This window comes from Bradyrhizobium sp. USDA 4503, assembly GCF_054055815.1.
Genome location: NZ_JBSRXS010000001.1, coordinates 7,260,095 through 7,282,090, shown reverse-complemented (window position 1 = coordinate 7,282,090; position 21,996 = coordinate 7,260,095). Strand labels below are relative to the sequence as shown.

The following is a 21,996-nucleotide window of genomic DNA, read 5'->3' as shown; positions in this document are numbered from 1 at the left end:
GCTGCGATCGGGCTAGATCATGATGCGTTTCCACGGAATCGCATCATGATCTCATCTGGTTGTTTGAGCATGATCTTTTCGGAAAACCGGTTTCCACTTTTCCGGATCATGCTCTAGTAGCCCCTGACGAAGCCACCTCGTCGGAACGCGCCTGCTCCGGGATAATATCCGCCGGCCCTGCGAAATGCGCCGGCGCCCGGATAGTAGCCGCCGCCTCTGCGAAAGCCGCCCGCATAGGGCCCCCTGGCAAAGGCCCCGCGCCTGAAATAAACCTGAGTTGCCTGGGGCTGGTCGGAAATCACCCCCAGCTGGAAGCCCTGTACGTCTTGAGGGCTCTGTTCTTGAAAGCTCTGTTCTTGAGGGCTCTGTTCTTGAGGGCTCTGTTCCTGAGCGCCCTGTTCCTGAAGGCTCTGCTCGCGCACACCACTCAGCAATGCGTCGATACCCTGATGATCGCTTTCGATTGTCGCACCCGGCCCGTGCAGTTGCAGCAGGCTCGCCAAGACCGTCAGCGTGATCGCCATCGTTGAGCTCCTTTTCGCGATATCGCAATCAAACGAAACGTCGGCGCGTGCCTTACGCCGGTCGAGCAACTGAAAGTATAGCAGCGGATTTGCAGCGGAGTCTAGGTATCGCGTCTGATGCTGCGCCGATCAGTTCGCGATGGGCGAACGACCAGGGCACGCTCTCGCGCGAGCCCGTTCCGAAAGACCTGCGCAATCGTTCACGAATGTGATCGCGGCCAACGGCACCGCAATCCGAATCGGGAGCCGCAGGCATGCGCGCGAAATGGCCGCTTTTGCGTGCCGAAGCGGGTCAGTTCCGGGTTTGCGGATGAGGGCTCAATGGCGCGCCAATCGGAACGAAACCGCGAACTCTTATGTGATTGAAATTGCAATGCGACCTTTAACAATACCCGATTGAGGCGTGCGTCCGCACTCACAATTCCCCGAGCCCATTGGAGCGCGATGACTTTTCTTCGAATCGTCATCCCGCTCTGGCCCTTTGATTTGACACGATCTTTTCGGACAACCGCTACACGCTTTTCCGGATCATGCTCTAGTGACCGGCGGAGCGTCGGTTCATTTCCTCAAGGGGCTCGCGCAGGGCATCGAACTGGGTACCGAAACCTTTCCAGTCTCCCGCCTTCAATCGCTCCATCGCCTGATTGTAGTGATCGAGCGCCTGCTGCGCCGGGCTCGCCGTCCCGCCCGCAGGGGACACCGTTTCGGTTGCGTTTGAAACCGCCGGCACCGCACCGGGCTCCGCGAACAACGCGGCCAGGGCGTCAGCGAGCGTCTCCTTCATCACGACGTGCTCACCGTAGGCCGCGATCACGCGTTTCAGCTCCGGCAGGTGTCCAAGCTCGGCGCGCAAATAGAGCGGCGAGACATAAAGGATCGAGTTCTCGATCGGGATCACCAGCAGGTTCGCACCGCGTATCACCCGCGAGCCCATCTGATTCCACAGCGTGAGTTGTTGCGAGATCTCGGTATTCTGATTGATCCGTGCCTCGATCTGAAACGGCCCGTAGACAAGCTTGTCCTTGGGGAACTCGTAGACAATCAGCTTGCCGTAGTCGGGGGCGTCGCAACGCGCCGCGAGCCACGCGATCATATTGTCGCGACGGCTCGGTACCATGGGAAGCATCAGGAAGAACTCGGCCTGCGGCTCGCCGGGCAGCCGCATGATGATGTAATAGGGGGTCATCACCGAAGTGCCGTCGCCGCCCGGCTGTCGCGGAAACTGCCAGAAGTCCTCGCGGTTGTAGAATATTTCGGCCTGCTCCATGTGGTAGGTCTGATACAGCCGCGCCTGGATCAGGAACAGATTCTCCGGATAGCGGATATGCTTCTGCAAATCCGCCGGCATGGCCATGAACGGCTTGAACAGGTCCGGGAAGATGCGCTGGTAGGTCGCTGCAATGGGGTCGCTTGGGTCGATCAGGTAAAAATCGACCGTCCCGTTATAGGCATCGACGACAATTTTCACCGAATTCCTGATGTAGTTGAGATCGAGCTCCGGCACGGGCTGCGCTGAGGGGAAATAGGAGCTCGTGGTGTAGGCATCCTGCATCCAGAACAGCCGACCGTTGCTGACGACCAGATAGGGATCATGATCGAGCCTGAGGAATGGGGCGATCGTGCGCACCCGTTCCGTAATGTTGCGCCGGATCATGATCCGGCTGTCGGCCGTGATATAGCTTGAGAGGACCAGATTCGCGTCGTTGAAGTAGTAGGCGAACAGCGTTCTCCATCCCAATGCTCCGATCGGCACACCGCCGCTGCCGTCATAGGCCGCATAGACGTTGTCCTTCCCCTTCGGATAATCGAACTCCGGGATGCTGGCCTTGACGATGACGTAGTCGTCGCTCTCTTCGCCGAAATAGATGCGCGGTTCGTCGATCCTGGGGCCACCGTCGGCAACGGGCGGAATATCGCGCAAATAGAAGAACGGCAGTCCTTCCGTGCTCTTGCGGGTGACCGGGCTCATCACTGCGCCGTTGCCGTGCGTAAACAGCACGTGGCGGTTGACCCAGGTCTGGGCGTTCGCCGGCAGCAGGGAGGCCCGGAGTTCGCGGGCCGAGAGCATCACGCTCTGGTAGGAGCCGTCGAGCCAATAGCGATCGACGTCAAGATCGTGGAATTTGTAATAGGTACGGATCTCCTGCAGCTGCGCGTAGGTATTCGACAGCGGCAGCCAGTCCCACAGCCGGATGTTGTCGATGGTCGCCTTGTTCGCTTCCAGCGTCTTGAAGGTCAGCCTCTGTTCAGCGGCAAACGGCTTGGTTGCGATCCGGTCGAGATTGTAGGCCTGCCTGGTGAGCGCAATGTTGCGTTCGATGTAGGGCTTCTCCAGCTCCAACTCCGTCGGCTTGACGACGAAGTGCCGGAAAAGCGAAGGGACGAGGCTCGACAGCATGACAGAGCCGACGCCGACGAGGATGAACGCGGCGGCAAGAAGCCGGTAGGTGCACGCCCGCAAGTTGGCCCATGCGATGAGCGCCGCGATGATCGAAAGCCCGATCATCAACCACAGAGCCGGCAGCCCCAGATGGACATCGGTGTAGCTCGCCCCGACCACGACACCATTGTCGCCGTAGAGCAGCAGATAGCGGTCGAGCCCATAGGACCAGGCTTTCACCGCGAACAGAAGGCCAATCAGCGCCGAGCCATGCGCGATCACGGTCGGCGAAATTGAACGGTTGTGAACATCGTATTCGATGTCGCCGCGCACCCAGTAGATCGCTCCGGCAAACAGCGCGCCCAGGATAATTGTCAGCAGCATCCAGTTCTTGATCGCGATATAGGCGGGTAGCGAAAAGAGATAGAACCCGATGTCCTTGTTGTAGAGCGGATCCTGCGCACCGTAGGGCACGTGGTAGAGAAACTGCAGGAAGATGTTCCAATTGCCGACTTCGCCTGCGGCAACCAGCACGGCGAGCACACCCGCACCGAGCGCGACAAACCGCGGCCGGGCTAATTGGTCGCGCAGTTCTACGAACGGATCGGGCGGCGCCGTAAAACCGGCGACCTTCCCCGGGGCGACTCGGTTCTGTAGCGGCTGCTGCATGGCAAACAGCACCGCCAGGAGTCCGTTCAGCGAGAGGACGACGGTGGTCACCGCGAAGACGGAGAGAAAGACGATTGCCTTGGCGCCGATCGCCGTCAGGAAAACCTGTAGGTAGCCGATCGATGAAAACCACAGCCAATCGACCAGGAAGTCGCTCGCGAACGAGAGCAGGATCAGGCAAATCGTGATGACGATGGCCGCAACGATCAGCCTGACCACGCCACTTTGCCGTGGTCCTTTCCGGCCGGGTCCGGTAATCCCGATCGTCATGACTTCATCATAGCGGAAACGAGGGACGCCCGCCGCTTGTTTCGTGGTGGGGATTGCCCGCCAAGGCGCGATGAGGGCTCGAAGCTGCGTCACCGGGACGCAAATGAGCACAAGGCGGCAACTGCTCAGGCGGACCGCGTGATCAATCAGTCGTCGAGCAGGAAAGCTCCCGGCGAATGGAGCCGTATCGTAAAATGTCGTGGAATAGCGAACATTTGGCGCTCCCTAGGGGAATCGAACCCCTGTTTCAGCCTTGAGAGGGCCGCGTCCTAACCGCTAGACGAAGGGAGCGTTGAGAGGCAAGGCAATAGCCTTGAAATCCGGCCGCCGCAAGATGCCTTGTGCATTGCGGCGGGGATTTTGTCACGCATGCTTTACGAACGCCCCCGGGGGCATCCGGCGCCATAGCGCTGGATTCCGGGTTCATCGCCGCGCGATGCCCTCAGGTGTGCAATCGCGCATCCGGGAAGACGAGGCCGGGCGAGATGCCGCGCGTGCCTTTGCCGAGCGCGTCGCACCTGCACGCTACAGTGGCACCGCCCGCGCGATCGCATGATGGCCACCCTGAGATGTCATGTCGTCGTCGTGCACGGCCCTGCTTTCGCCAAATGGCAATGCAAAACACTTGGCTGTGAAGTCACCCGGCGTCCGTCTCTGCTAACATCGCAGCCCTTCACCATGCTGCGCCCCGCACGGCGCCGGACAAGCGAGAGGAGTGCTTGGAACAAAGCGCAAGCGCTTGACGGCCTTGGCGCACGGCAGATTTGGCTCACGAATATCTTGGCACAACAAACATCAGCGCGGTCGCAGGCCATGGAAGACGTTCCGCACCTCGCGCCGCACAGGTCAATAGCTTAAGCAGAGCGAGGACAGACCATGATCAAACTAAAAATCAACGGCCAGGAACAGAATTGGGACGGCGACCCGGATCTTTCGCTGCTCTGGTATCTCCGTGACGAAGCAGGCCTCACGGGCACCAAGTTCGGCTGCGGCCAGGCGCTGTGCGGCGCCTGCACCGTGATCGTCGACAAGGAGGCGGTTCGCGCCTGCATCACCTCGGTGTCCGACGTCGTCGGCCGCGAGGTCACCACCATCGAGGGGCTGCATCCGACCGGCGACCATCCGGTGCAGAAGGCCTGGCGCCAGGTCAACGTGCCGCAGTGCGGCTACTGCCAAGCCGGCCAGATCATGCAAGCCGCGGCGCTGCTGGACCAGAACCCGAAGCCCAGCCACGACCAGATCCGCGAAGCCATGGCGGGCAATATCTGCCGCTGCGGCTGCTACCAGCGGATCGAGAATGCCGTCCATCTCGCATCGACGGGGGTGTGACATGAATATCCGCACCAATCCCAGCAAGCTTCGCGGCTTCGAGAAGCACGTGAAGGTCGAGAACGTTTCGCGCCGCAGCATCCTCAAGGGGCTCGGCATCGCCGGCTCTTTCGTGCTCGCCGCGCGCGTGATGACGCGCCAGGCGTTCGCCTATGAAACCGGCGCCGGCAAGATGCCGCACGGCGTCGTGGTCGACCCGCGCGTGTTCGTCGCGATCGCCCCCGACGGCATCGTCACCATCCTGGCGCACCGCTCCGAGATGGGCACCGGCGTCCGCACCAGCCTGCCCTTGATCGTCGCCGAGGAAATGGAGGCCGACTGGTCGCGCGTCCATGTCCAGCAGGCGCATGGCGACGAGGTCAAGTTCGGCAACCAGGACACCGACGGCTCGCGCAGCACGCGGCACTATCTGATCCCGATGCGCCAGATCGGCGCCTCGGCGCGCTCGATGCTGGAAGCCGCCGCCGCCAAGAAATGGGGCGTGCCGGTCACCGAGGTGAAGGCGCAGAACCACGAGGTGGTGCACAGCGCGAGCGGCCGCAAGGCAGGCTTCGGCGAACTCGCGGCCGACGCCGCAAAGGAGTCGGTGCCGAGCGTCGAGGGCCTCAAGCTGAAGGACCCCAAGGACTTCCGCTATCTCGGCAAAGGCCAGGTCTCGATCGTCGACCTGCACGACATCACCACCGGCAAGGCGAATTACGGCGCCGATGTCCGGCTGCCCGGCCTGAAATACGCCGTCATCGCGCGTCCGCCGGTCACCGGCGGCAAGCTCAAGTCGTTCGACGACAGCGCGGCCAAGAAGGTGCCGGGCGTCGAGAAGGTGATGGAGGTCAAGGGCTGGCCGTGGCCGTCCAAGTTCCAGCCGCTCGGCGGCGTGGCCGTGATCGCGCGCAACACCGGCGCCGCAATCAAGGGCCGCGACGCGCTGAAGATCGTCTGGGACGACGGCGCCAACGCCAAATACGACTCCGTCACCTATCGTGCCTCGCTCGAGGAAGCCGCGCGCAAACCCGGCCTCGTGGTGCGCAAGGAAGGCGACGCCGATGCGGCCCTGAAGACCGCCGATAAGGTGATCACGGGCGAATATTATTTGCCGCATCTCGCCCATGTCAGCATGGAGCCGCCGGTCGCGGTGGCCGACGTCAAGGGCGACAAGGCCACGATCTGGGCGCCGGTGCAGAGCCCCGGCGGCACCCGCGAGGATGTCGCCAAGACGCTTGGCATCCCCGAGGACAATGTCACCGTCAACGTGACGCTGCTCGGCGGCGGCTTCGGCCGCAAGTCGAAATGCGACTTCGCGCTCGAGGCGGCATTGCTGTCGAAGGAGCTCGGCGCGCCGGTCAAGGTGCAGTGGACCCGTGAGGACGACGTGCATCACGACTTCCTGCACACCGTCTCGGTGGAACGGATCGAGGCCGGTCTCGACAAGAGCGGCAAGGTGATTGCGTGGCGGCACCGCAGCGTGGCGCCAACCATCGCCTCGACCTTCGCCGCCGGCGCCAATCACGAGGCGCCGTTCGAGCTCGGCATGGGCCTGATCGACAACCCGTTCGAGATCGCCAACCTGCAGTGCGAGAATCCGGAAGCGGCCGCGTTCACGCGGATCGGCTGGTTCCGCTCGGTCTCCAACATCCCGCGCGCCTTCGCGGTGCAATCCATGGTCGGGGAAATCGCGCATGCGACGGGCCGCGACCAGAAGGAGATGCTGCTGGAACTGATCGGAAGCCCGCGGATCGTCAACCTGTCCTCGGTGAAGGATCCCTGGAACTACGGCGAGCCCTATGACAGCTACCCGATCGACACCGCGCGCTTGCGCAAGGTGGTCGAGCTGGTCGCCGAGAAGGGCGAGTGGGGCCGAAAGGTACCGAAGGGCCACGGCCTCGGCATCGCGGTGCACCGCTCCTTCGTCAGCTACATCGCGACCATCGTCGAGGTGGCGATCGACGACAAGGGCAAGTTCTCGGTGCCGCGGGTCGACACCGCGATCGATTGCGGCACCTATGTCAATCCGGAACGGATCCACTCGCAGATCGAGGGTGCCGCGATCATGGGGCTCAGTCTCGCCAAATACGGCGAGATCAGCTTCAAGGACGGCAAGGTGCAGCAGGGCAATTTCGACGACTTCCCGGTGATCCGGATGGACGAGTCGCCTGTGATCACCAACGTCTACATCGTGCCGCCCGGCGCGGACACCCCGCCGAGCGGCGTCGGCGAGCCCGGCGTGCCGCCGTTCGCGCCGGCATTGATCAACGCGATCTTTGCCGCGACCGGAAAGCGCATCCGCGCCCTTCCGATCGGCAAGCAGCTGGAGACCTGAAGCTGGAACGTCGGACGAGATAGGTCGTTCTCATCGATCCACTGGAGCAGATCGATGAGAACCCCACCTCAAACATTCGGGACGCTCGCGGCAACCCTGTCCGCGGGCGTCTTGCTTTTTGCGACACAGACGGCGCTTGCCCAGACCGCCTCGCCGCCGAACGCAACGGCGACCCGTCCGGCGCGGGTGCTGCCCGACCAGAACTCGGTTCCGAGCAGCGGCCCGCCAGCGACCACCGGCCAGACCACTGGCGAGGCCAGCCGCGATCCCACGATCAAGCAGATGAACGACGACGAGAAGCGGAAGGTCGATACCAAGGGCAAATAAAGCAAGCGCGGACCGGGAAGCGGCGGTCTCCCCATCCGCCGCTTCCCGATCGCATCGCCCCCTATAGGTGAGAAGCGTTTTCGAACGGAACGAACACCGTTTCGCTTCGAGAAAACGCGTCATAACAAGCCGGCGCTTCGGTCCTGATTCAATCAGGACCGAAGCTCGGATCACGTGGCTTACTTCTTGTCGAGCGCGAACACCCAGATCACGCCGCCTTGCGGGACGTTGTTCTCGAAGCCCTTGACCTTGCCGGCCAGAGCATCCTGGATGCGTTGCGCGTCGACGCCCCAACCCGACTGGACCGCGATGTATTGCGTTCCGTCGACCTCATAGGACATCGGCATCGCCATGATGCCGGAGTTGGTCTTCTGCTCCCACAACAGCTCGCCGGTCTTGGCGTTGAAGATGCGGAACATCCGGTCGTTGGTGCCGCCGGCGAGAACCAGATCGCCCGCGGTCGCCGTCACCGAGCCGAACAGCTGCGAGGTCTTGAAGTCGTGCTGCCAGACCTTCTTGCCGGTGGCCGGATCCCACGCCTGCAACTCGCCGAAATGATCGGCGTTCGGTGCCGGCGTCAGTCCGATGTCCTCCGGCTTGGTGCCGAGCCAGAGCTGGCCGGGTACCAGCGGCTGCTTCTCGCCCGTGAAGCCGCCGCAGAAGTTCTCGTTGGCGGGAACGTAGACGAGCTTGGTGCTCTGGCTGTACGCCGCCGACGGCCAATCCTTGCCGCCCCACAGCGACGGGCAGAACTCGACCCGCTTGCCGATCACCGGCTTGTGCTCGGGATCGACGATCGGCCGACCGGTCTCGGCCTCGATGCCCTTCCAGACATTGGTCTTCACGAACGGCCAGCCGGACACGTAGTTGATCTTGTCGGGCTTGTTCTCGAGCACCCAGAAGATGGCGTCGCGTCCCGGGTGGATCAAGCTCTTGAACGAACGTCCGTCACGCTGCAGGTCGACCAGCATCGGCGCATCGACCTCGTCCCAGTCCCAGGAATCGTTCTGGTGATACTGGAAGTGCTTCTTGATCTTGCCGGTCTCGGGATCGAGACCGATCACCGAGCTGGTGTAGAGGTTGTCGCCGGCGTGAGCCGAGCCCGGCCACGGCGCAGCGTTGCCGACGCCCCAGAGGATCGTCTTGTTGTCCTTGTCGTAGGTGCCGGTCATCCAGGCCGATCCACCGCCCGACTTCCAGTCGTCGCCACTCCAGGTCTCGTGCCCGGGCTCGCCTTCGCCGGGGATGGTGAAGGTGCGCCAGAGCTCCTTGCCGCTCTCGGCATCGTAGGCGACGACATAGCCGCGCACGCCGAACTCGCCGCCGGAGCCGCCGACGATCACCTTGCCGTCGACCACCAGCGGCATCAGCGTCAGATACTGACCCTTCTTGTAGTCCTGGACCTTGGTGTCCCAGACCACCTTGCCGGTCTTGGCATCGAGCGCGACGACATGGTCGTCGGTGGTGGCGAAGTAGACCTTGTCCTGCCACAGGCCGACGCCACGGCTCGTCGGGTGCAGCTGGAACAGATCGTCGGGAAGCTGCCGCTTGTAGCGCCAGTACTCCTCGCCGGTCTTGGCGTTGAGCGCGATCACCTGCCCCATCGGGGTCGCGGCAAACATCACGCCGTTGTTGACGATCGGCGGCGCCTCATGGCCCTCGATGACGCCGGTCGAGAAGGTCCAGACCGGCTTGAGGTCCTTGACGTTGGAGGTGTTGATCTGGTTGAGCGGACTATACCCCTGTCCGTCATAGGTCCGGCGATACAGCATCCAGTTGCCGGGTTCGGGATTTTCGAGACGCGCCGAGGTCACCGAACTGTAGTTTTCGATCGGCCCCGCGACGGCATAGGTCGAAATGAGGCACGTGAATGCGACACAACTCGACAGTAACCACTGCTTGCTTGTCATGAGATGCTACCTCCCTGCTCTGTTTTGATTTTTTCAGTTTAGGTCATGCAGAAATCCCGATGTGGCCTCATCCTCCCTGCTGAGCACCCACCTTTCCGACGAATGGCGCTGCGACCGTGATCGCGCCGTCGGCAACCGTCAGCGGCAATGCCGCGAGGCGACGTGGCGCCGGCCCGAACACGACCTGCGCATTCTGCCGCGGATCGTATTCGGAGTTGTGACAGAGGCATTTCAGAACGTTCTTGTCGCCCTGCTCTTCCTTCAACCAGGCAGTGATCGGACATCCGGCATGCGTGCAGATGACCGAGTAGCAGACGATGCCGTCGGGGGCGCGGGCGCGCGTGGCATCGTCGAGTTCGCTCGGATCGAGCTTGACCAGCACGACCTCGTTCAGCCGCGAGCCCTTGCGGACGACCGAGGTGTTCGGGTCCTGCGGCCAGGCGCGAATGGGCGGGCCGCCCAAGGTCAGATCTTCCGACTTGATGACCTGGCCCGCCTTGTCGCCCTCGGCGCGCACGAGCCGATCCGCTTTTTGCGGCCGCTCATTGGCGCCGGGCTGTTCGTCATCATCAGCGGCCGCAGGCTCGATCGCGGCGAGGCAGGCGCAGCCTGCGAGCGCGGTCAACACCGCGCGGCGCGTCGGGTCGGCGCACGAGCCCGACAGATCGGACTCACCAGACGGTTCGATGGAAGCGCTCGGGTTGGATCGCGACATGGCGCAAGCTGAACGTGCAACTCGGCCGAAAAGATGGCGACACACCTTCTCGATGCGAGAACGCATGCGCAAAAAATACGCTGCAGCTTTCGGTTGATCGACGGCGCGGCTTCGCGACTGCTGCGATCAGGGTTCGTTGACGAAGCTCAGCCTGCCGACAGGTTTCAGCGTCTTTGCATCAAATGTGCGAATCTCTGTTGCACCGCCCACGTCAAGCGTGAGGACCAATCGTTCGCCGGCGACACCGGTGGCGACGATGCGCGCGCCTTTCGGCAGCGCAGCAGTGACGTCGGAAACGGAAACGGGGCTTCCCTCGCTGCGATAAAGGCGGTAGCCGATGGCAATCAATACGACGGCCACGGCCAGTGCCGAGGTCAGGCCCGCGATCAGCATCATGCGCCGCACCCGCGCGATCAGCGCGGCCTGGTCGGGGGTCGGTTCGGTCACAGCGGTGTCGGTCATCACAAGGCTCTATCTTTGCAAGTGTCTTCGCAACAAGTCTCTTCGAATGGCGGTCGGAAGCTGGAGGTCGTCGTCGCCGGCGACGAGGGCTCGGCCCGGCTCGACCGCGTGCTCGCGCAGCGCAGTCCCGAGCTGTCCCGGTCCCGGCTGAAGGCGCTGATCCTCGCCGGTTCCGTGACCGTCAAGGACGCCGTCGTCCGCGACCCCGCTTATCATGTCGCCAAAGGCGATACGATCATAATCGACGTGCCGGAGGCCGCGCCCGCCGAGCCGCAGGGCGAGGACATCGCGCTCGATATCGTGTTCGAGGACGACGACATCATCGTCATCGACAAGCCGAGGGGCCTCGTCGTGCATCCCGCCGCCGGCCACGCCAGCGGAACGCTGGTCAACGCGCTGATCGCGCATTGCGGCTCGAGCCTGTCCGGCATCGGCGGGGTCAAGCGGCCGGGCATCGTGCACCGCCTCGACAAGGACACCACGGGGCTGATGGTGGTCGCCAAAAACGACCACGCCCACCAGTCGCTGACCGCGCAGTTCGCCGACCATGGCCGCACCGGGCCGATGGAGCGCGGCTACATGGCGTTCGTCTGGGGCGTGCCGAACCGGCCCCACGGCACCATCGACGCGCCGATCGACCGCCACCCGCACGCCCGCGAGAAGATGGCGGTGCGCCAGGGCGGCCGCGAGGCGATCACGCATTTCGAGGTGCTCTCGAGCTTCGCCGGCCGCGACGGCAAGCCGGTCGCCTCGCTGCTGGCGTGCCGGCTCGAGACCGGGCGGACCCATCAGATCAGGGTGCACCTCGCCCATCTCGGCCATCCCCTGCTCGGCGACAGCGTTTACGGCGCCCACTTCAAGACCAAGGCCGGGCAGCTCGGCGCGGAAGGTAAGGACACACTCACTGCGCTGGGCCGGCAGGCCCTGCACGCCTATCTGCTGGCATTGGAGCACCCCCGGACCGGAGAACTTTTGCACTGGGAGGCGCCTTTGCCGGAGGATTTGCTTCTTCTGCAACGGGCGCTGGAAGCGGCGGTATGACGCACCCCTCCCGGAAAAGCCGCGTTATGACAACAGGTTATACCTGCCACACGGGGACGTGACGTCAGCAATCCTTCCCTATCACGGACAGTTTGGTGTATGTTGCACCTGCGCTGAATATCCAGCGCGGAACATCGCAGCATGGCCGGCTTTAACCCAGCGGCCACCTGCCGGGCCCGCCGCTATCGGGGGCCTGAACCACTGGAGGGCGCTCAAATGGCCCGTACAGCTACGTTGCCGGTCCTCAATGGAGAATCCGGCCTCTCTCGATACCTCGCCGAGATCCGCAAGTTCCCGATGCTGGAACCCCAGCAGGAGTACATGCTCGCCAAGCGTTGGCGCGAGCATGACGATCGCGACGCGGCGCATAAGCTCGTCACCAGCCATCTCAGGCTCGTGGCCAAGATCGCCATGGGCTATCGCGGCTACGGCTTGCCGATTTCCGAGGTCGTCTCGGAAGGCAATGTCGGCCTGATGCAGGCGGTGAAGCGATTCGAGCCCGAGAAGGGCTTCCGTCTCGCCACTTACGCCATGTGGTGGATCAAGGCGTCAATACAAGAGTACATTCTGCGTTCCTGGTCGCTCGTGAAGATGGGCACCACGGCGAACCAGAAGAAGCTCTTCTTCAACCTGCGCAAGGCGAAGAGCAAGATCTCCGCCCTGGAAGAGGGTGATCTCCACCCCGACCAGGTCAAGCTGATTGCCAAGCGCCTCGGCGTGACCGATCAGGACGTGATCGACATGAACCGCCGCCTCGGCGGTGACGCGTCGCTCAACGCCCCGATCCGCGACGACGGCGAAGCCGGCGAATGGCAGGACTGGCTGGTCGACAACTCGCCCAACGCCGAAGCCCTGATGGCCGAGAGCGAGGAGTTCGATCATCGCCGCCAGGCCCTGAACGGTGCGATCGGCGTGCTCAACCCGCGCGAACGCCGCATCTTCGAGGCGCGGCGTCTGGCGGACGAGCCGATGACGCTGGAAGACCTCGCCGCCGAGTTCGGCGTGTCGCGCGAGCGCGTGCGGCAGATCGAGGTCCGCGCGTTCGAGAAGGTGCAGTCGGCCGTGAAGGGCACGATTGCCCGGCAGGAAGCCGCGCTCGAAGCCGCGCACTGATCGCGCAGCAGCGAGCCAACAGACACGAAAGCCGGCGGCAACGCCGGCTTTTTTGTTGTTTGCAAAGTGGTGCTCGGCACGCACCTCGATCCGGGGCGTGTAGCCATCAATCCGCCTGCCGACGAATGTCCGCATCAGCCTCGGGTGCAGTGCGCACTCGCGAGGCGCACTCGGTCATGCCGGCTAAGGGGCCAGTTTCGGACCTTCCCGACAGGCTGCAGTGTCTTCGTGCAACGCCACCTGTTCCCCGGATGCGTCAGGTGCCGTAGAATGTCACGGCCCTTGAAGCGGGACGTGCCGAAATCACCGTCCGGGCAAACGAGCAGCACTGGTGCTATCGGCAGGCACACGCTCTCCTAGAGGCCGTTCTTTTTTCGGTTTCACACCACCGTTCACCACGAACTTTGCGCGCTGCATTTGCGGCCGCTCGTTCGGTAACGTCGGGAGAAAAGCGATGAGGAAGGTCGATCGAAGGTCCGCACTGGGAATCGCGTTGGCAGCGGTTTCGACTGCCATGATCAAGCCCGCCAAGGCTCAAGCCACGGGCTACAAGGATGCGGCACCTTGGCCAGGTGTCGTGGTGCGTGAATATGAAGGCGAGACACCATCCCTGATCCCAGGATTTAAGACGGTCTCAATGCGCGATGTCATTATGCAGCCGGGATCGAAGACCATGGGCCCCCCGATGATGAATGCCATGATCTGCCATATCACCGAAGGGGAGCTTCGGCTTGAGCAGGACGGAAAGACCTTTACGGGCAAGAAGAATTTTGTCTGGACCTGTAACAAGGAAACAAAAGAGCAGGCGTACAATGATGGGAATGTGGTCGCGATCATGCGGATCACGGACCTGAAGGCCTGAGGCTCTTTTTCTTCGCAAGAGATAGCAAGAGATAGATTGCAGGAGCGGATGGCGCACGCGACGACGCGCCATCCGCGTACAGGACCGCTTCGGGTCAGAAGGCGATATCCGTGAACTCGGATCGGGTTTCCGCTTCGTCCCCGAAAGCAGGCGTTCTGGATTTTGATGGAGTACACGGCCCTAATCGCCCACTGCCGCGCTTCGCCGCGACATCGCGATGAAACCCGAGCCGCCCACGCTCATTCCACCGAAAACCACGGAGTGTCCTATGGCTTCGCCTTCACCGACTTCGACGGCACCTTCAAGTAGCCGCCGGGAATCCGAGGGCGACGATGAACCGGCATAAACTCCAAAGCGACCCATTGATACGCGGATATTTCAATCCGGGTCCTACCCGATTCCGCAGTCGGTCTCTCCGTTGGGAGATAGTCAACATGGCATCACCTGGAAAAATCCAGGAGTACGGATCGCAGGCACCGGATACGATTGCGGCGAAGTTGTTCAACTTTGAAGTCGGCAAGTTCGCCATAAAGCCGGAACATTCCAATTGGCTGATCAGTGTCGTCGCTCCAAAGTTGAGGAGCGGAGGAAGCCTTACAATCATAGGACTTGCGAGTCGTACCGGCAGCGACGATTTCAACATGGAATTGTCGCAGAATAGGCTGCGGGCCGTAATTGATCTGCTTCGCAAGCAAGTGCCCAACAATTTCAAAGTTGCGCTCGAGGTGGCGAAAGGGGAACGCGCGGCCAAGTATGCAGGTGAAATGGATGGGGTGGAAAACGAAGCCTGGCGTGGTGTGATCATCTCGGTTTGGAATAAGCCAAATCCACCGCCGCCGCCGCCACCACCGCCGCCTCAACCGAAACCTCAATTTTATCCGGAGGAACGCAAGTTCTTCAAACGTTGGCTTGGCTTCGGCGTCAAGTCTGGCGGACAGTTGTTGATCGGCGGCATCGAGAGCACGACCGCGTACGTCGTGAACCTGGGAGATTTGGAGACCTTTGATCTCCAGATTATTAGCAGCCGGTGGGGACTGGGTCTTGGAGGCAGCGGAGGGGCGGTTGCTGTTATCGGCTTTGGTTTCAGCGTTCCATATGAGTTGCACCGTGAACCCCTGAATGACTGGGGCGTCAATGTCGCATTTACCGAAAAGCTGATCTCGAAATCGGCACTACAATCGATCCATAACAGCAAGTACTTCATCGATGGCTTGAAAAACGGCAGGTACGTGGCACCCGCGCTGAATACGCGTAACACCTTTACGGCTATTGGCTTACTTCAAAACGTGAGAAATGCACTCCACACGCTGTACGGAGGATTCGAGGCAGCCAAGGGCTCGGGCGTCATTGTGCTCGACTTGCCGTTTTTAGGTGTGGGACTTGAATTGTCCGCTTTCTTGACGCGAGGAACCATGTACGTCTCGAATCCTTCCCATTGGATTGAACCGAGCTGAAGGCTCGGACGAGACTCGCCAAAGCCTTGCCGCTACCGAGGGACTTCCGGTTCACCTCGAAGACCCGGCGTTCTCGATGGTCACGCAGGCCGTCAGCGATGGTGTCCGGCGGCCCCGCGACGGGAGGGGTTCCTTTTTGCTCGCCGCCGGTGTTTGCTCTGCACGGCGGAGAACGGGCATGCAGGGATCGCTGGGGGAAAAGATCGGTGAAGGCGCCTACTCCGAAGCCTACGCCTGGGCGCCGGGGCGAGTCGTCAAACTGTTCAAGCCCGGCTTGCCGCGGCGGATGCCCTGGTTCGAGGTGCACATGATCCGCGCCGTCCACGCCGCCGGCGCTCCGGTGCCGGAGGTGTTCGGAGAGGTGACCCTGGACGGGCGCTTCGGCATCGTGCTGCAGCGCCTCGACGGACCGACCCTGCTGCAGCTAACCCGAACCGGCGCGGTGACGTTCGAACAGGCCGGCGCGATCGTCGCGGCTCTCGCCATGTCCATTCACAAGACGCCCCTGCCGCCGGAGGTCCTCTCCATGCGCGAGTATATGGAGGCTCAGTTGGAGCACGACGACGGCAAGCTACCGAAGCACATCGCCACTGAAATCCTCGCGCTGATCGATCGCCTGCCGCCGGGCGACGGGCTCTGCCATACCGACCTGAGCCCCGGTAACGTGATCATGACAGCGGAAGGCCCAAAGCTGGTCGACTGGGTCAGCGCGATGCGCGGGCCCGCCGTCCTCGAGCTTGGGTTCTTGCGCGTGATCCTGTCCGAGCTCGGGCCGGAAGTCGCCGACAATCCGGAGCGGCCGCGCGCGACCAATGCGGCGGCGCAATCCGAATATGCCCGGCTCAACGGCATGTCTCTCGCGGATCTAACGGCGGCAATGGAGCCGTATTTGCCCATCGTCCGCACCTTCGCCGTTCTCGGCAACGCGGTGCCTTCGCTGCGGGAGCGGCTGATCCAGCGCATCGAAGCGACTCTGCGCTCGGAAGACTGAATGGTGACCTCTCCGCACGCTTCACAGCGCTCCGTCGCAATTCATCGAACTGGGTTAATTGCCTGGCGTTTTCGAACCTTGCCTGGGCCTCTGAGAGGGCACTGTCGATGGCGAGTCCCAGTCAATCATTTTCAAGCAAATGAGGAGTTCGACATAGCTTTGTACTTGCCCTGACCCTGCCATGAGTTCGCAACTTTCTCGCGGTCCCGCCGGGACAGTTAGCCAGATCGAGTTTAGCTGCTGCCGCGCAACCGCCTCGTCACTCACGCACTTGCTCGCGTCCTGGGGAAGTCCCGACGCTTTATCGTCAACGGAAACGTCCGCGCAAAGCGACTTGATGTCGAAGTTGGGAACACTGTCTGAAATTTGTACGGGCGGCTGACCAACGAGCGATAATGCCAAGAGCGCTGCCCTCATGAGATCTCCCTCCTCGTCCGGTGCGCCCAGCTGGAAGGCGGATTGAGCTGGGACTGACGCGGCTTCGGAGGCTGTAGCGGCCGCCCTCCGCCCACGACGTTACATTGCGCCTTTTTCCCAATTTCTATCCACTACGAACCGCAATGCTGCGGCGCGCTACTACTTTTGCGCATGCGATTTGCCTGCCCGTCTGTTGGTTAGGACCAGTTCCGAATGGCAATTGCCGCCGGCATTTGCCGATTTACGATGTGCTCAGTGAGACGTGATCGCTAACGCGAAAGGGCGCCTGTGACCGCGGTCCCTGCATGCTGGTGCTCTTGGCCGTCGCGATGGTGTGGGGGTTGTAGGGCTGATCATCCGAGCAGAAGAGCGCCCCCGCCGACGACGAAGAAAACGATCGCTAGACCTATCAGGCCGTACTCGACGCCATCCATCCCGATCGACCATCGAACGAGGAACCAAGCAAGCCCCAGCTCAGGGGGTGAGCTGGGGCTGCCGGGGCTGGAAGGCTGTAGCGGCACAGCCTCTACTCACGACGCTACGACTTTCCCGGATTTGATCCACAAGAAACCGCTGTTGCTGCAGCGCGCTACTACCAATGCCCCACGCACGCGATCATACGGTCTCATACAGCGCACCGACGCCTGGCATGCCGCAGGTTACGGTGCGGCCACCCAGCCCATTTTGAACGGGGCTGCTTCTCAAGTTGTAGATCTGGGACAGAAGAATTGAGTTACTGGGCGTCGGCCATCTTCGATCGAGAAGCCTGCGGTTGCGCGTTGACTGCCGAGGGCCGGCTCGACGGCGACGCCGGTTCCTGCGATGAGACGGCGGCGTCGGGCGGCGCGCCCGGGGATGGTCGATGGGCAGCTGGTGCCGGAAGCACGATCACTTTCGCGCCGACTTTCACCCGATCATAGAGGTCCATGACGTCGTCATTGGTCAGCCGGATGCAGCCGGATGAAACCCGCTTCCCGATCGTATCGGGCTTGTTGGTGCCGTGGATTCTGTATTCGGTATCGCCCAGATACATCGCCCGGGCACCGAGCGGATTGCCAGGACCGCCCGCCATGAACCGCGGCAGATAAGGCTGGCGCGAAATCATCTCTGCCGGCGGACGCCAATCCGGCCATTCTGTCTTGCGGGCCACGACCTGCTCACCGGACCATGTGAAACCTTCGCGGCCGACACCAATGCCGTAGCGCATCGCCTGCCCGCCATTCAGAACCAGATAGAGGAATGTGTTTCCGGTATCGATGACGACGGTGCCCGGCGGCTGGTGACTGACGTAGTCAACCACCTGCCGAGCAAATTTTCCGGGAGCGTCAGCGGCTTTTGGTGTTTCGATCCGGGGCGCGGGGACCGGGATCGGAACCGGAGCTGGCGCTGGCGCCTGAACCGCCGCCGCTACGTGAATGGGAGTCGACGGCGTAGGACTAGATGGTGCCGGCACCTGGTGCGCGGCTTGCTTCCGTATCGGTTGAACGCCGGCCGGCCGCCACAGCAAGCCGTACCCCAATGCGGCAGCGGCCACGACGCCAATTACAACTCTTCCGGCCACTGGTAGCGCGAGCGTCTCGGTCTTTCCACGTTTGGCCCGCTTACCCATACCTCTCCCCTGATCGCAATGCCCGGAAGGGGTATCCGGCAAATTTTAACAAGCTTCGAAGCGATGTCGCCCAGGCTGGAAATCGCCAAGCGTCGTTAACGCCAGCCCTTGTTCTGCAACACCCATCGTCCACATCCGATCGCCGGTTCGGGCAAAGCAAGGGCCGCCCAAAGGCGGCACTCGCGCAAAGATGCAACATCACTTCAACGTATAGGTACCAGTCTGGTGATTGCAGTCTTGAAAGGTTCCCTCTTTGATGACCGGGAAAGGCCCTAAGGGTTGTATCGTTGCGGTCATGACCATGCCGTCGTACTTCCCAGTCCCCGCGACTGTCTCTCTGGTTACCTTTCCTTCTGACGTCGAGAAGTACGAAAGTCGCTTATCACCGTCTCGATCAATGGACTCGCAGACCGTGGTGCCAGTAATCTTCCCACCAAGAGATGCACTAACCCCTACGCACCGGAATGTATCTTTGTCGAAAAGCCCACCTGGAGGATTGCTTCGGATAGAGCCGGTATGCTCATAGCTTCGCGCGATGTGGGTCTTGGAAAATGAGATAGTGTTGCTCGTGCCCGACCAGCACGCCGTGTAATCGAAGTTGCCTTCTTTTGGGAGCTCGGCGGCGAAAGCAGACGGTGCCAACGCAAAGACGATCAACGCTAAGGGATACCTGCATGCGCTTTCCATAGTACCCTCCGTATGGATTGGCAGAACGAACGATGCCAACGCGAACGTGAGGGGACGCATTGATCCAGATCAATGGATGAAGACGAGGAAATGTCCGCGATGGGTCAAGGCTGCCCTGGCCAGTCCGTAGGATAGGTGGAGCGCAGCGATACCCATCATCCCACCGCGCAGCACAAGCTTGATGGGTATCGCTTCGCTCCACCCATCCTACGAAGCGGACAAAACAGGCGCTCTTGGCTATGTCGGCTAGGGGGGCTAAAAGCAGACGAATTATTGCGCTCCGGCGCGGAGGCGGGTTGGCCAACCGACACGGACCAACGTTTCATCAGGGTCAGAGACCGCAAATTCGTGCATCCCCCACGGCTTGTCTTCGGGTGATTGCTGAAATTCGCGGGCCGCAGCATCAACACTCTCGAGGTAAAGATAAAGCCCAAAAGGGTTTCTGCCCGGCGTCAGCCATCCCTCGACCGCGTCCGTCAGATGTAGATAGCCGCCCTTCCCGTTCGACAGCATGCGATAGGTGTCGGGCTCTCCCGGAGCAGGCCTTTCGCCGTCCGGGCGCGCAAAGCCCAGCCGATTGTAGAACCGCTCCGACGCATCAAGGTCATTACACGGCAGGATCGCGATCAAGGCTCCGGAAGGGCTCATCTTGGTGCACTCCAACGTCACGCAACAACTTGCGTCCGCACTTCTCAATGTCTGAAAATTTGTCACCTTTAAGGTGGGAGTTGGGGTTGGGACAGCCAGATGACCGCTTCAGAAGGCGATATCGCCGAGGTCGGGTCGGGTTGCCGCTTCGTCACCAAACGCTAGCGTCCCGGATCTTGATGAGTACCTGCCCTACTCGCCCCACTGCCGCGCCATGGTGGCGAGCGCGCAGCCCTCGCAGTAGCGGGCATCCTTGAAGTCGATCCAGTTGTGGGCGTAGACGCGCTCCGGCGGGATGCCGTAACGCGCGCGCAGCAGCTTCACCAGCACCCGCCAGGCCGCGACCTGTGCGTCGGTCGGGCCCGTCGTGACGTCGGGATAATTGCCGGAGAACTCGACGCCGATCGACGTGTCCTTGTTCACCTGGTGATAGGTCTTGCTGTTGTCGATGTATTTGTTGTCGTTGCGATCGGCGCCGTCTGTGTGGGTCGGAACGAGGCTGTCGGCGACCGCCCAATAGACCGTGCCGTCGGTTTCGACCCAGATCATGACGCCGCGCCGGGTCGGGTTCTTGTGCTGCGCCTCGGCGCCGTATCGCGCCGAGCCCTGCGGCCCCTCGGTCTGGTGCACGATGATATTGCGCCAGGGATGCGATTTGGCGACGTCGCCCCAGGGCGCCAGCCAGACCATCTTCAAGCCGGGAATCTCGGGCGTGCCTTGCGATCGCGCGATGGCCGCGAGATCGGGCGTTTCGGCCGATGCGGCAGTGAACAGGACAAGCACAAGTAGTGCGGTGAGCAGGCGAGGCATCATCACGGAGATCCGGTGTCGTCTCTCGTTAGCACGCTCAGGCGCGCTTGCGCAGGCTCGCCTCGACCGTCTCGGGCGCCGGCTTCGGCTCGTAGGTCGCGTAGCCGTTCTTGCCGCCCTTCTTGGCGTCGTAGAGCGCGTGGTCGGCGGCGGCGACCAGGCGATCGGGATGCAGGCCGATCTCGCGGGTCCATTGCGCGACGCCGATCGAGACCGCGATCGGAATGTCCCTGCCGGTGCACTGCTCGGCATCGGCGCGGCAAACCTCGAGCACGCGGCGCGCGATCATCGCGCCTTCGCGCAGCGTCGAGGACGGCAACACGATGCAGAACTCGTCGCCGCCGGTGCGGGCCAGCATGTCGCCCGGGCGGAGCCGCGTCTGCGCCATCAGCGTGAAATGCTGCAGGCAGGCGTCGCCGGCGGCGTGGCCATGGGTGTCGTTGATGCCCTTGAAGCCGTCGAGGTCGATCACCAGCAGCGCGAACGCCTCGCCGTTGCGGTCGGAGCGCGCGCATTCCTCGGTCAGCCGCTGCAAGAGATGGCGGCGGTTGCCGACGCCGGTGAGATCGTCGAGCAGCGCGAGGTCGGCGACCTCGTTGCGCAGCCGGTCGATCGCCATCAGCAGGAAGCCGAAATTGAGCGCCATCGACAGGAACACCATCAGCAGGATCACCAGCGACTGCCCCGCAGAGAAGCGGAGGAAGGAGAACTCGCCGGGCTGCAGCAGCGCGCCGACGGCACGCAGCGCATAGATGCCGATCAGCACGGAGGCGACGATGCCGGCGAGCCGGGCACCGGGGCTGACGCGGCCGTTCTCGGACGATAGCAACAGCTTCAGCGTCAGCGCGAACGGCGTGACCTGGGCAATGGTGTAGACCAGGATGCGCATCGGCATGCTGTCATAGGCGAAGATGAAGGTGCCGAGACCGGCGAAGGCCAGCGCCGTGGTCAGCAGGGTGGCGCGCCAGGTCGCAGGCTTGTCGTAGAACCGCTCGATGCCCATCGCGGCAAGGCCGGCGGCGAACACCATCAAGGTCCCGGCCGCAAGCAGCGGCAGCAGCGAGTCCGTCAGCATCACGCGAAGCATCGCGCAGCTGGCCCCGGCGGAGGCGACGAGGGCCGACGCGGTCCAGAACCGCGCCGCGCCGAAAGCAGGATAGCTGCGCGCGACATAGGCCCAGATCAGCCCGAGCGCGAGAAAATTGATAATGAATACCGTCCAAAGCGTCGGAACGCTCAACATCGCCCCTGTTCGAGAGCCGTATCGGCCTCGCCTCTCCTGAAATGACCGTCTGCCGCTAAAGCGCGATGAGATCAGGCTGAATCATCATCGCGCGTTAGATTCTTGTTTTGGCATGATCTTTTCGGAAAACCGCTTCGCACTTGTCCGGATCATGCCCCCGGGGCGCTTCCTCAAATGACAATCCCCGTTGTCTTACGGAACAGCATGCGGCCGCGCCG

General features: G+C 62.3%; 17 protein-coding genes and 1 tRNA gene. 8 read left to right on the top strand and 10 right to left on the bottom strand.

The genetic code is table 11. The features are described from left to right. Positions 1-113: 113 nt before the first annotated feature. The 3 genes from ACVMIH_RS34680 to ACVMIH_RS34670 all read right to left on the bottom strand — a co-directional run bounded on the left by ACVMIH_RS34680 (position 114) and on the right by ACVMIH_RS34670 (position 4,134). Positions 114-524, bottom strand: a complete 411-nt coding sequence (locus ACVMIH_RS34680; RefSeq protein WP_456864811.1) for a hypothetical protein — start codon at positions 522-524, stop codon at positions 114-116. A gap of 535 nt (positions 525-1,059) precedes the next feature. Next, positions 1,060-3,843 (bottom strand): UPF0182 family membrane protein, encoded by a 2,784-nt coding sequence (locus ACVMIH_RS34675; protein ID WP_456864809.1) that lies wholly within the window; start codon positions 3,841-3,843, stop codon positions 1,060-1,062. Positions 3,844-4,059: 216 nt separating this feature from the next. After that, positions 4,060-4,134, bottom strand: a tRNA-Glu gene (locus ACVMIH_RS34670). Between the two features lie 585 nt (positions 4,135-4,719). Between ACVMIH_RS34670 and ACVMIH_RS34665 the strand changes: the two genes are divergently transcribed. The 3 genes from ACVMIH_RS34665 to ACVMIH_RS34655 are packed head-to-tail and all read left to right on the top strand — an operon-like array spanning position 4,720 to position 7,816. Next, a complete protein-coding gene (locus ACVMIH_RS34665) occupies positions 4,720-5,172 on the top strand; it encodes a (2Fe-2S)-binding protein (protein WP_028333166.1) in 453 nt (150 codons plus the stop codon). Position 5,173: 1 nt separating this feature from the next. After that, a complete protein-coding gene (locus ACVMIH_RS34660; RefSeq protein WP_456864807.1) occupies positions 5,174-7,489 on the top strand; it encodes a molybdopterin cofactor-binding domain-containing protein in 2,316 nt (771 codons plus the stop codon). Between the two features lie 54 nt (positions 7,490-7,543). Further along, positions 7,544-7,816: a hypothetical protein gene (locus ACVMIH_RS34655; RefSeq protein WP_057018047.1), complete on the top strand. Its 273-nt coding sequence runs from the start codon at positions 7,544-7,546 to the stop codon at positions 7,814-7,816. A 179-nt stretch (positions 7,817-7,995) separates the two neighbouring features. On the opposite strand, the gene ACVMIH_RS34650 is transcribed toward ACVMIH_RS34655, so the two are convergent. From ACVMIH_RS34650 to ACVMIH_RS34640, 3 genes are all read right to left on the bottom strand, one after another. Beyond that, the gene (locus ACVMIH_RS34650) at positions 7,996-9,726 is read right to left on the bottom strand and encodes a methanol/ethanol family PQQ-dependent dehydrogenase (protein WP_038387773.1); all 1,731 of its coding nucleotides are present in this window, start codon (positions 9,724-9,726) and stop codon (positions 7,996-7,998) included. A 67-nt stretch (positions 9,727-9,793) separates the two neighbouring features. Continuing rightward, positions 9,794-10,441, bottom strand: coding sequence for a QcrA and Rieske domain-containing protein (locus ACVMIH_RS34645; RefSeq protein ID WP_456864805.1), 648 nt, complete (start codon positions 10,439-10,441; stop codon positions 9,794-9,796). Between the two features lie 126 nt (positions 10,442-10,567). After that, positions 10,568-10,903 carry a hypothetical protein gene (locus tag ACVMIH_RS34640; protein ID WP_028333161.1) on the bottom strand — a complete coding sequence of 112 codons (336 nt, stop codon included), beginning with the start codon at positions 10,901-10,903 and terminating at the stop codon, positions 10,568-10,570. 21 nt (positions 10,904-10,924) lie between these two features. Between ACVMIH_RS34640 and ACVMIH_RS34635 the strand changes: the two genes are divergently transcribed. The 5 genes from ACVMIH_RS34635 to ACVMIH_RS34615 all read left to right on the top strand — a co-directional run bounded on the left by ACVMIH_RS34635 (position 10,925) and on the right by ACVMIH_RS34615 (position 16,364). Beyond that, the gene (locus tag ACVMIH_RS34635) at positions 10,925-11,944 is read left to right on the top strand and encodes an RluA family pseudouridine synthase (RefSeq protein WP_244435987.1); all 1,020 of its coding nucleotides are present in this window, start codon (positions 10,925-10,927) and stop codon (positions 11,942-11,944) included. Between the two features lie 216 nt (positions 11,945-12,160). Continuing rightward, complete coding sequence (rpoH, locus tag ACVMIH_RS34630) at positions 12,161-13,057, top strand: RNA polymerase sigma factor RpoH (RefSeq protein ID WP_024581019.1); 897 nt, start codon at positions 12,161-12,163, stop codon at positions 13,055-13,057. A gap of 454 nt (positions 13,058-13,511) precedes the next feature. Beyond that, entirely contained in the window at positions 13,512-13,919 is a 408-nt protein-coding gene (locus ACVMIH_RS34625; RefSeq protein WP_057018049.1) for a hypothetical protein, read from the top strand. Between the two features lie 434 nt (positions 13,920-14,353). After that, positions 14,354-15,373 (top strand): OmpA family protein, encoded by a 1,020-nt coding sequence (locus tag ACVMIH_RS34620; RefSeq protein ID WP_141340036.1) that lies wholly within the window; start codon positions 14,354-14,356, stop codon positions 15,371-15,373. A gap of 178 nt (positions 15,374-15,551) precedes the next feature. Beyond that, positions 15,552-16,364, top strand: a complete 813-nt coding sequence (locus ACVMIH_RS34615) for an aminoglycoside phosphotransferase family protein (RefSeq protein WP_253640905.1) — start codon at positions 15,552-15,554, stop codon at positions 16,362-16,364. 1,150 nt (positions 16,365-17,514) lie between these two features. On the opposite strand, the gene ACVMIH_RS34610 is transcribed toward ACVMIH_RS34615, so the two are convergent. From ACVMIH_RS34610 to ACVMIH_RS34595, 4 genes are all read right to left on the bottom strand, one after another. Continuing rightward, positions 17,515-18,390: a L,D-transpeptidase gene (locus tag ACVMIH_RS34610; protein WP_456816981.1), complete on the bottom strand. Its 876-nt coding sequence runs from the start codon at positions 18,388-18,390 to the stop codon at positions 17,515-17,517. A gap of 957 nt (positions 18,391-19,347) precedes the next feature. Next, the gene (locus ACVMIH_RS34605; protein ID WP_456864802.1) at positions 19,348-19,725 is read right to left on the bottom strand and encodes a VOC family protein; all 378 of its coding nucleotides are present in this window, start codon (positions 19,723-19,725) and stop codon (positions 19,348-19,350) included. 192 nt (positions 19,726-19,917) lie between these two features. Further along, positions 19,918-20,538, bottom strand: coding sequence for a peptidoglycan recognition protein family protein (locus tag ACVMIH_RS34600; protein WP_253588098.1), 621 nt, complete (start codon positions 20,536-20,538; stop codon positions 19,918-19,920). Positions 20,539-20,572: 34 nt separating this feature from the next. Continuing rightward, the gene (locus ACVMIH_RS34595; protein WP_076827935.1) at positions 20,573-21,778 is read right to left on the bottom strand and encodes a GGDEF domain-containing protein; all 1,206 of its coding nucleotides are present in this window, start codon (positions 21,776-21,778) and stop codon (positions 20,573-20,575) included. Positions 21,779-21,996: the final 218 nt, after the last annotated feature.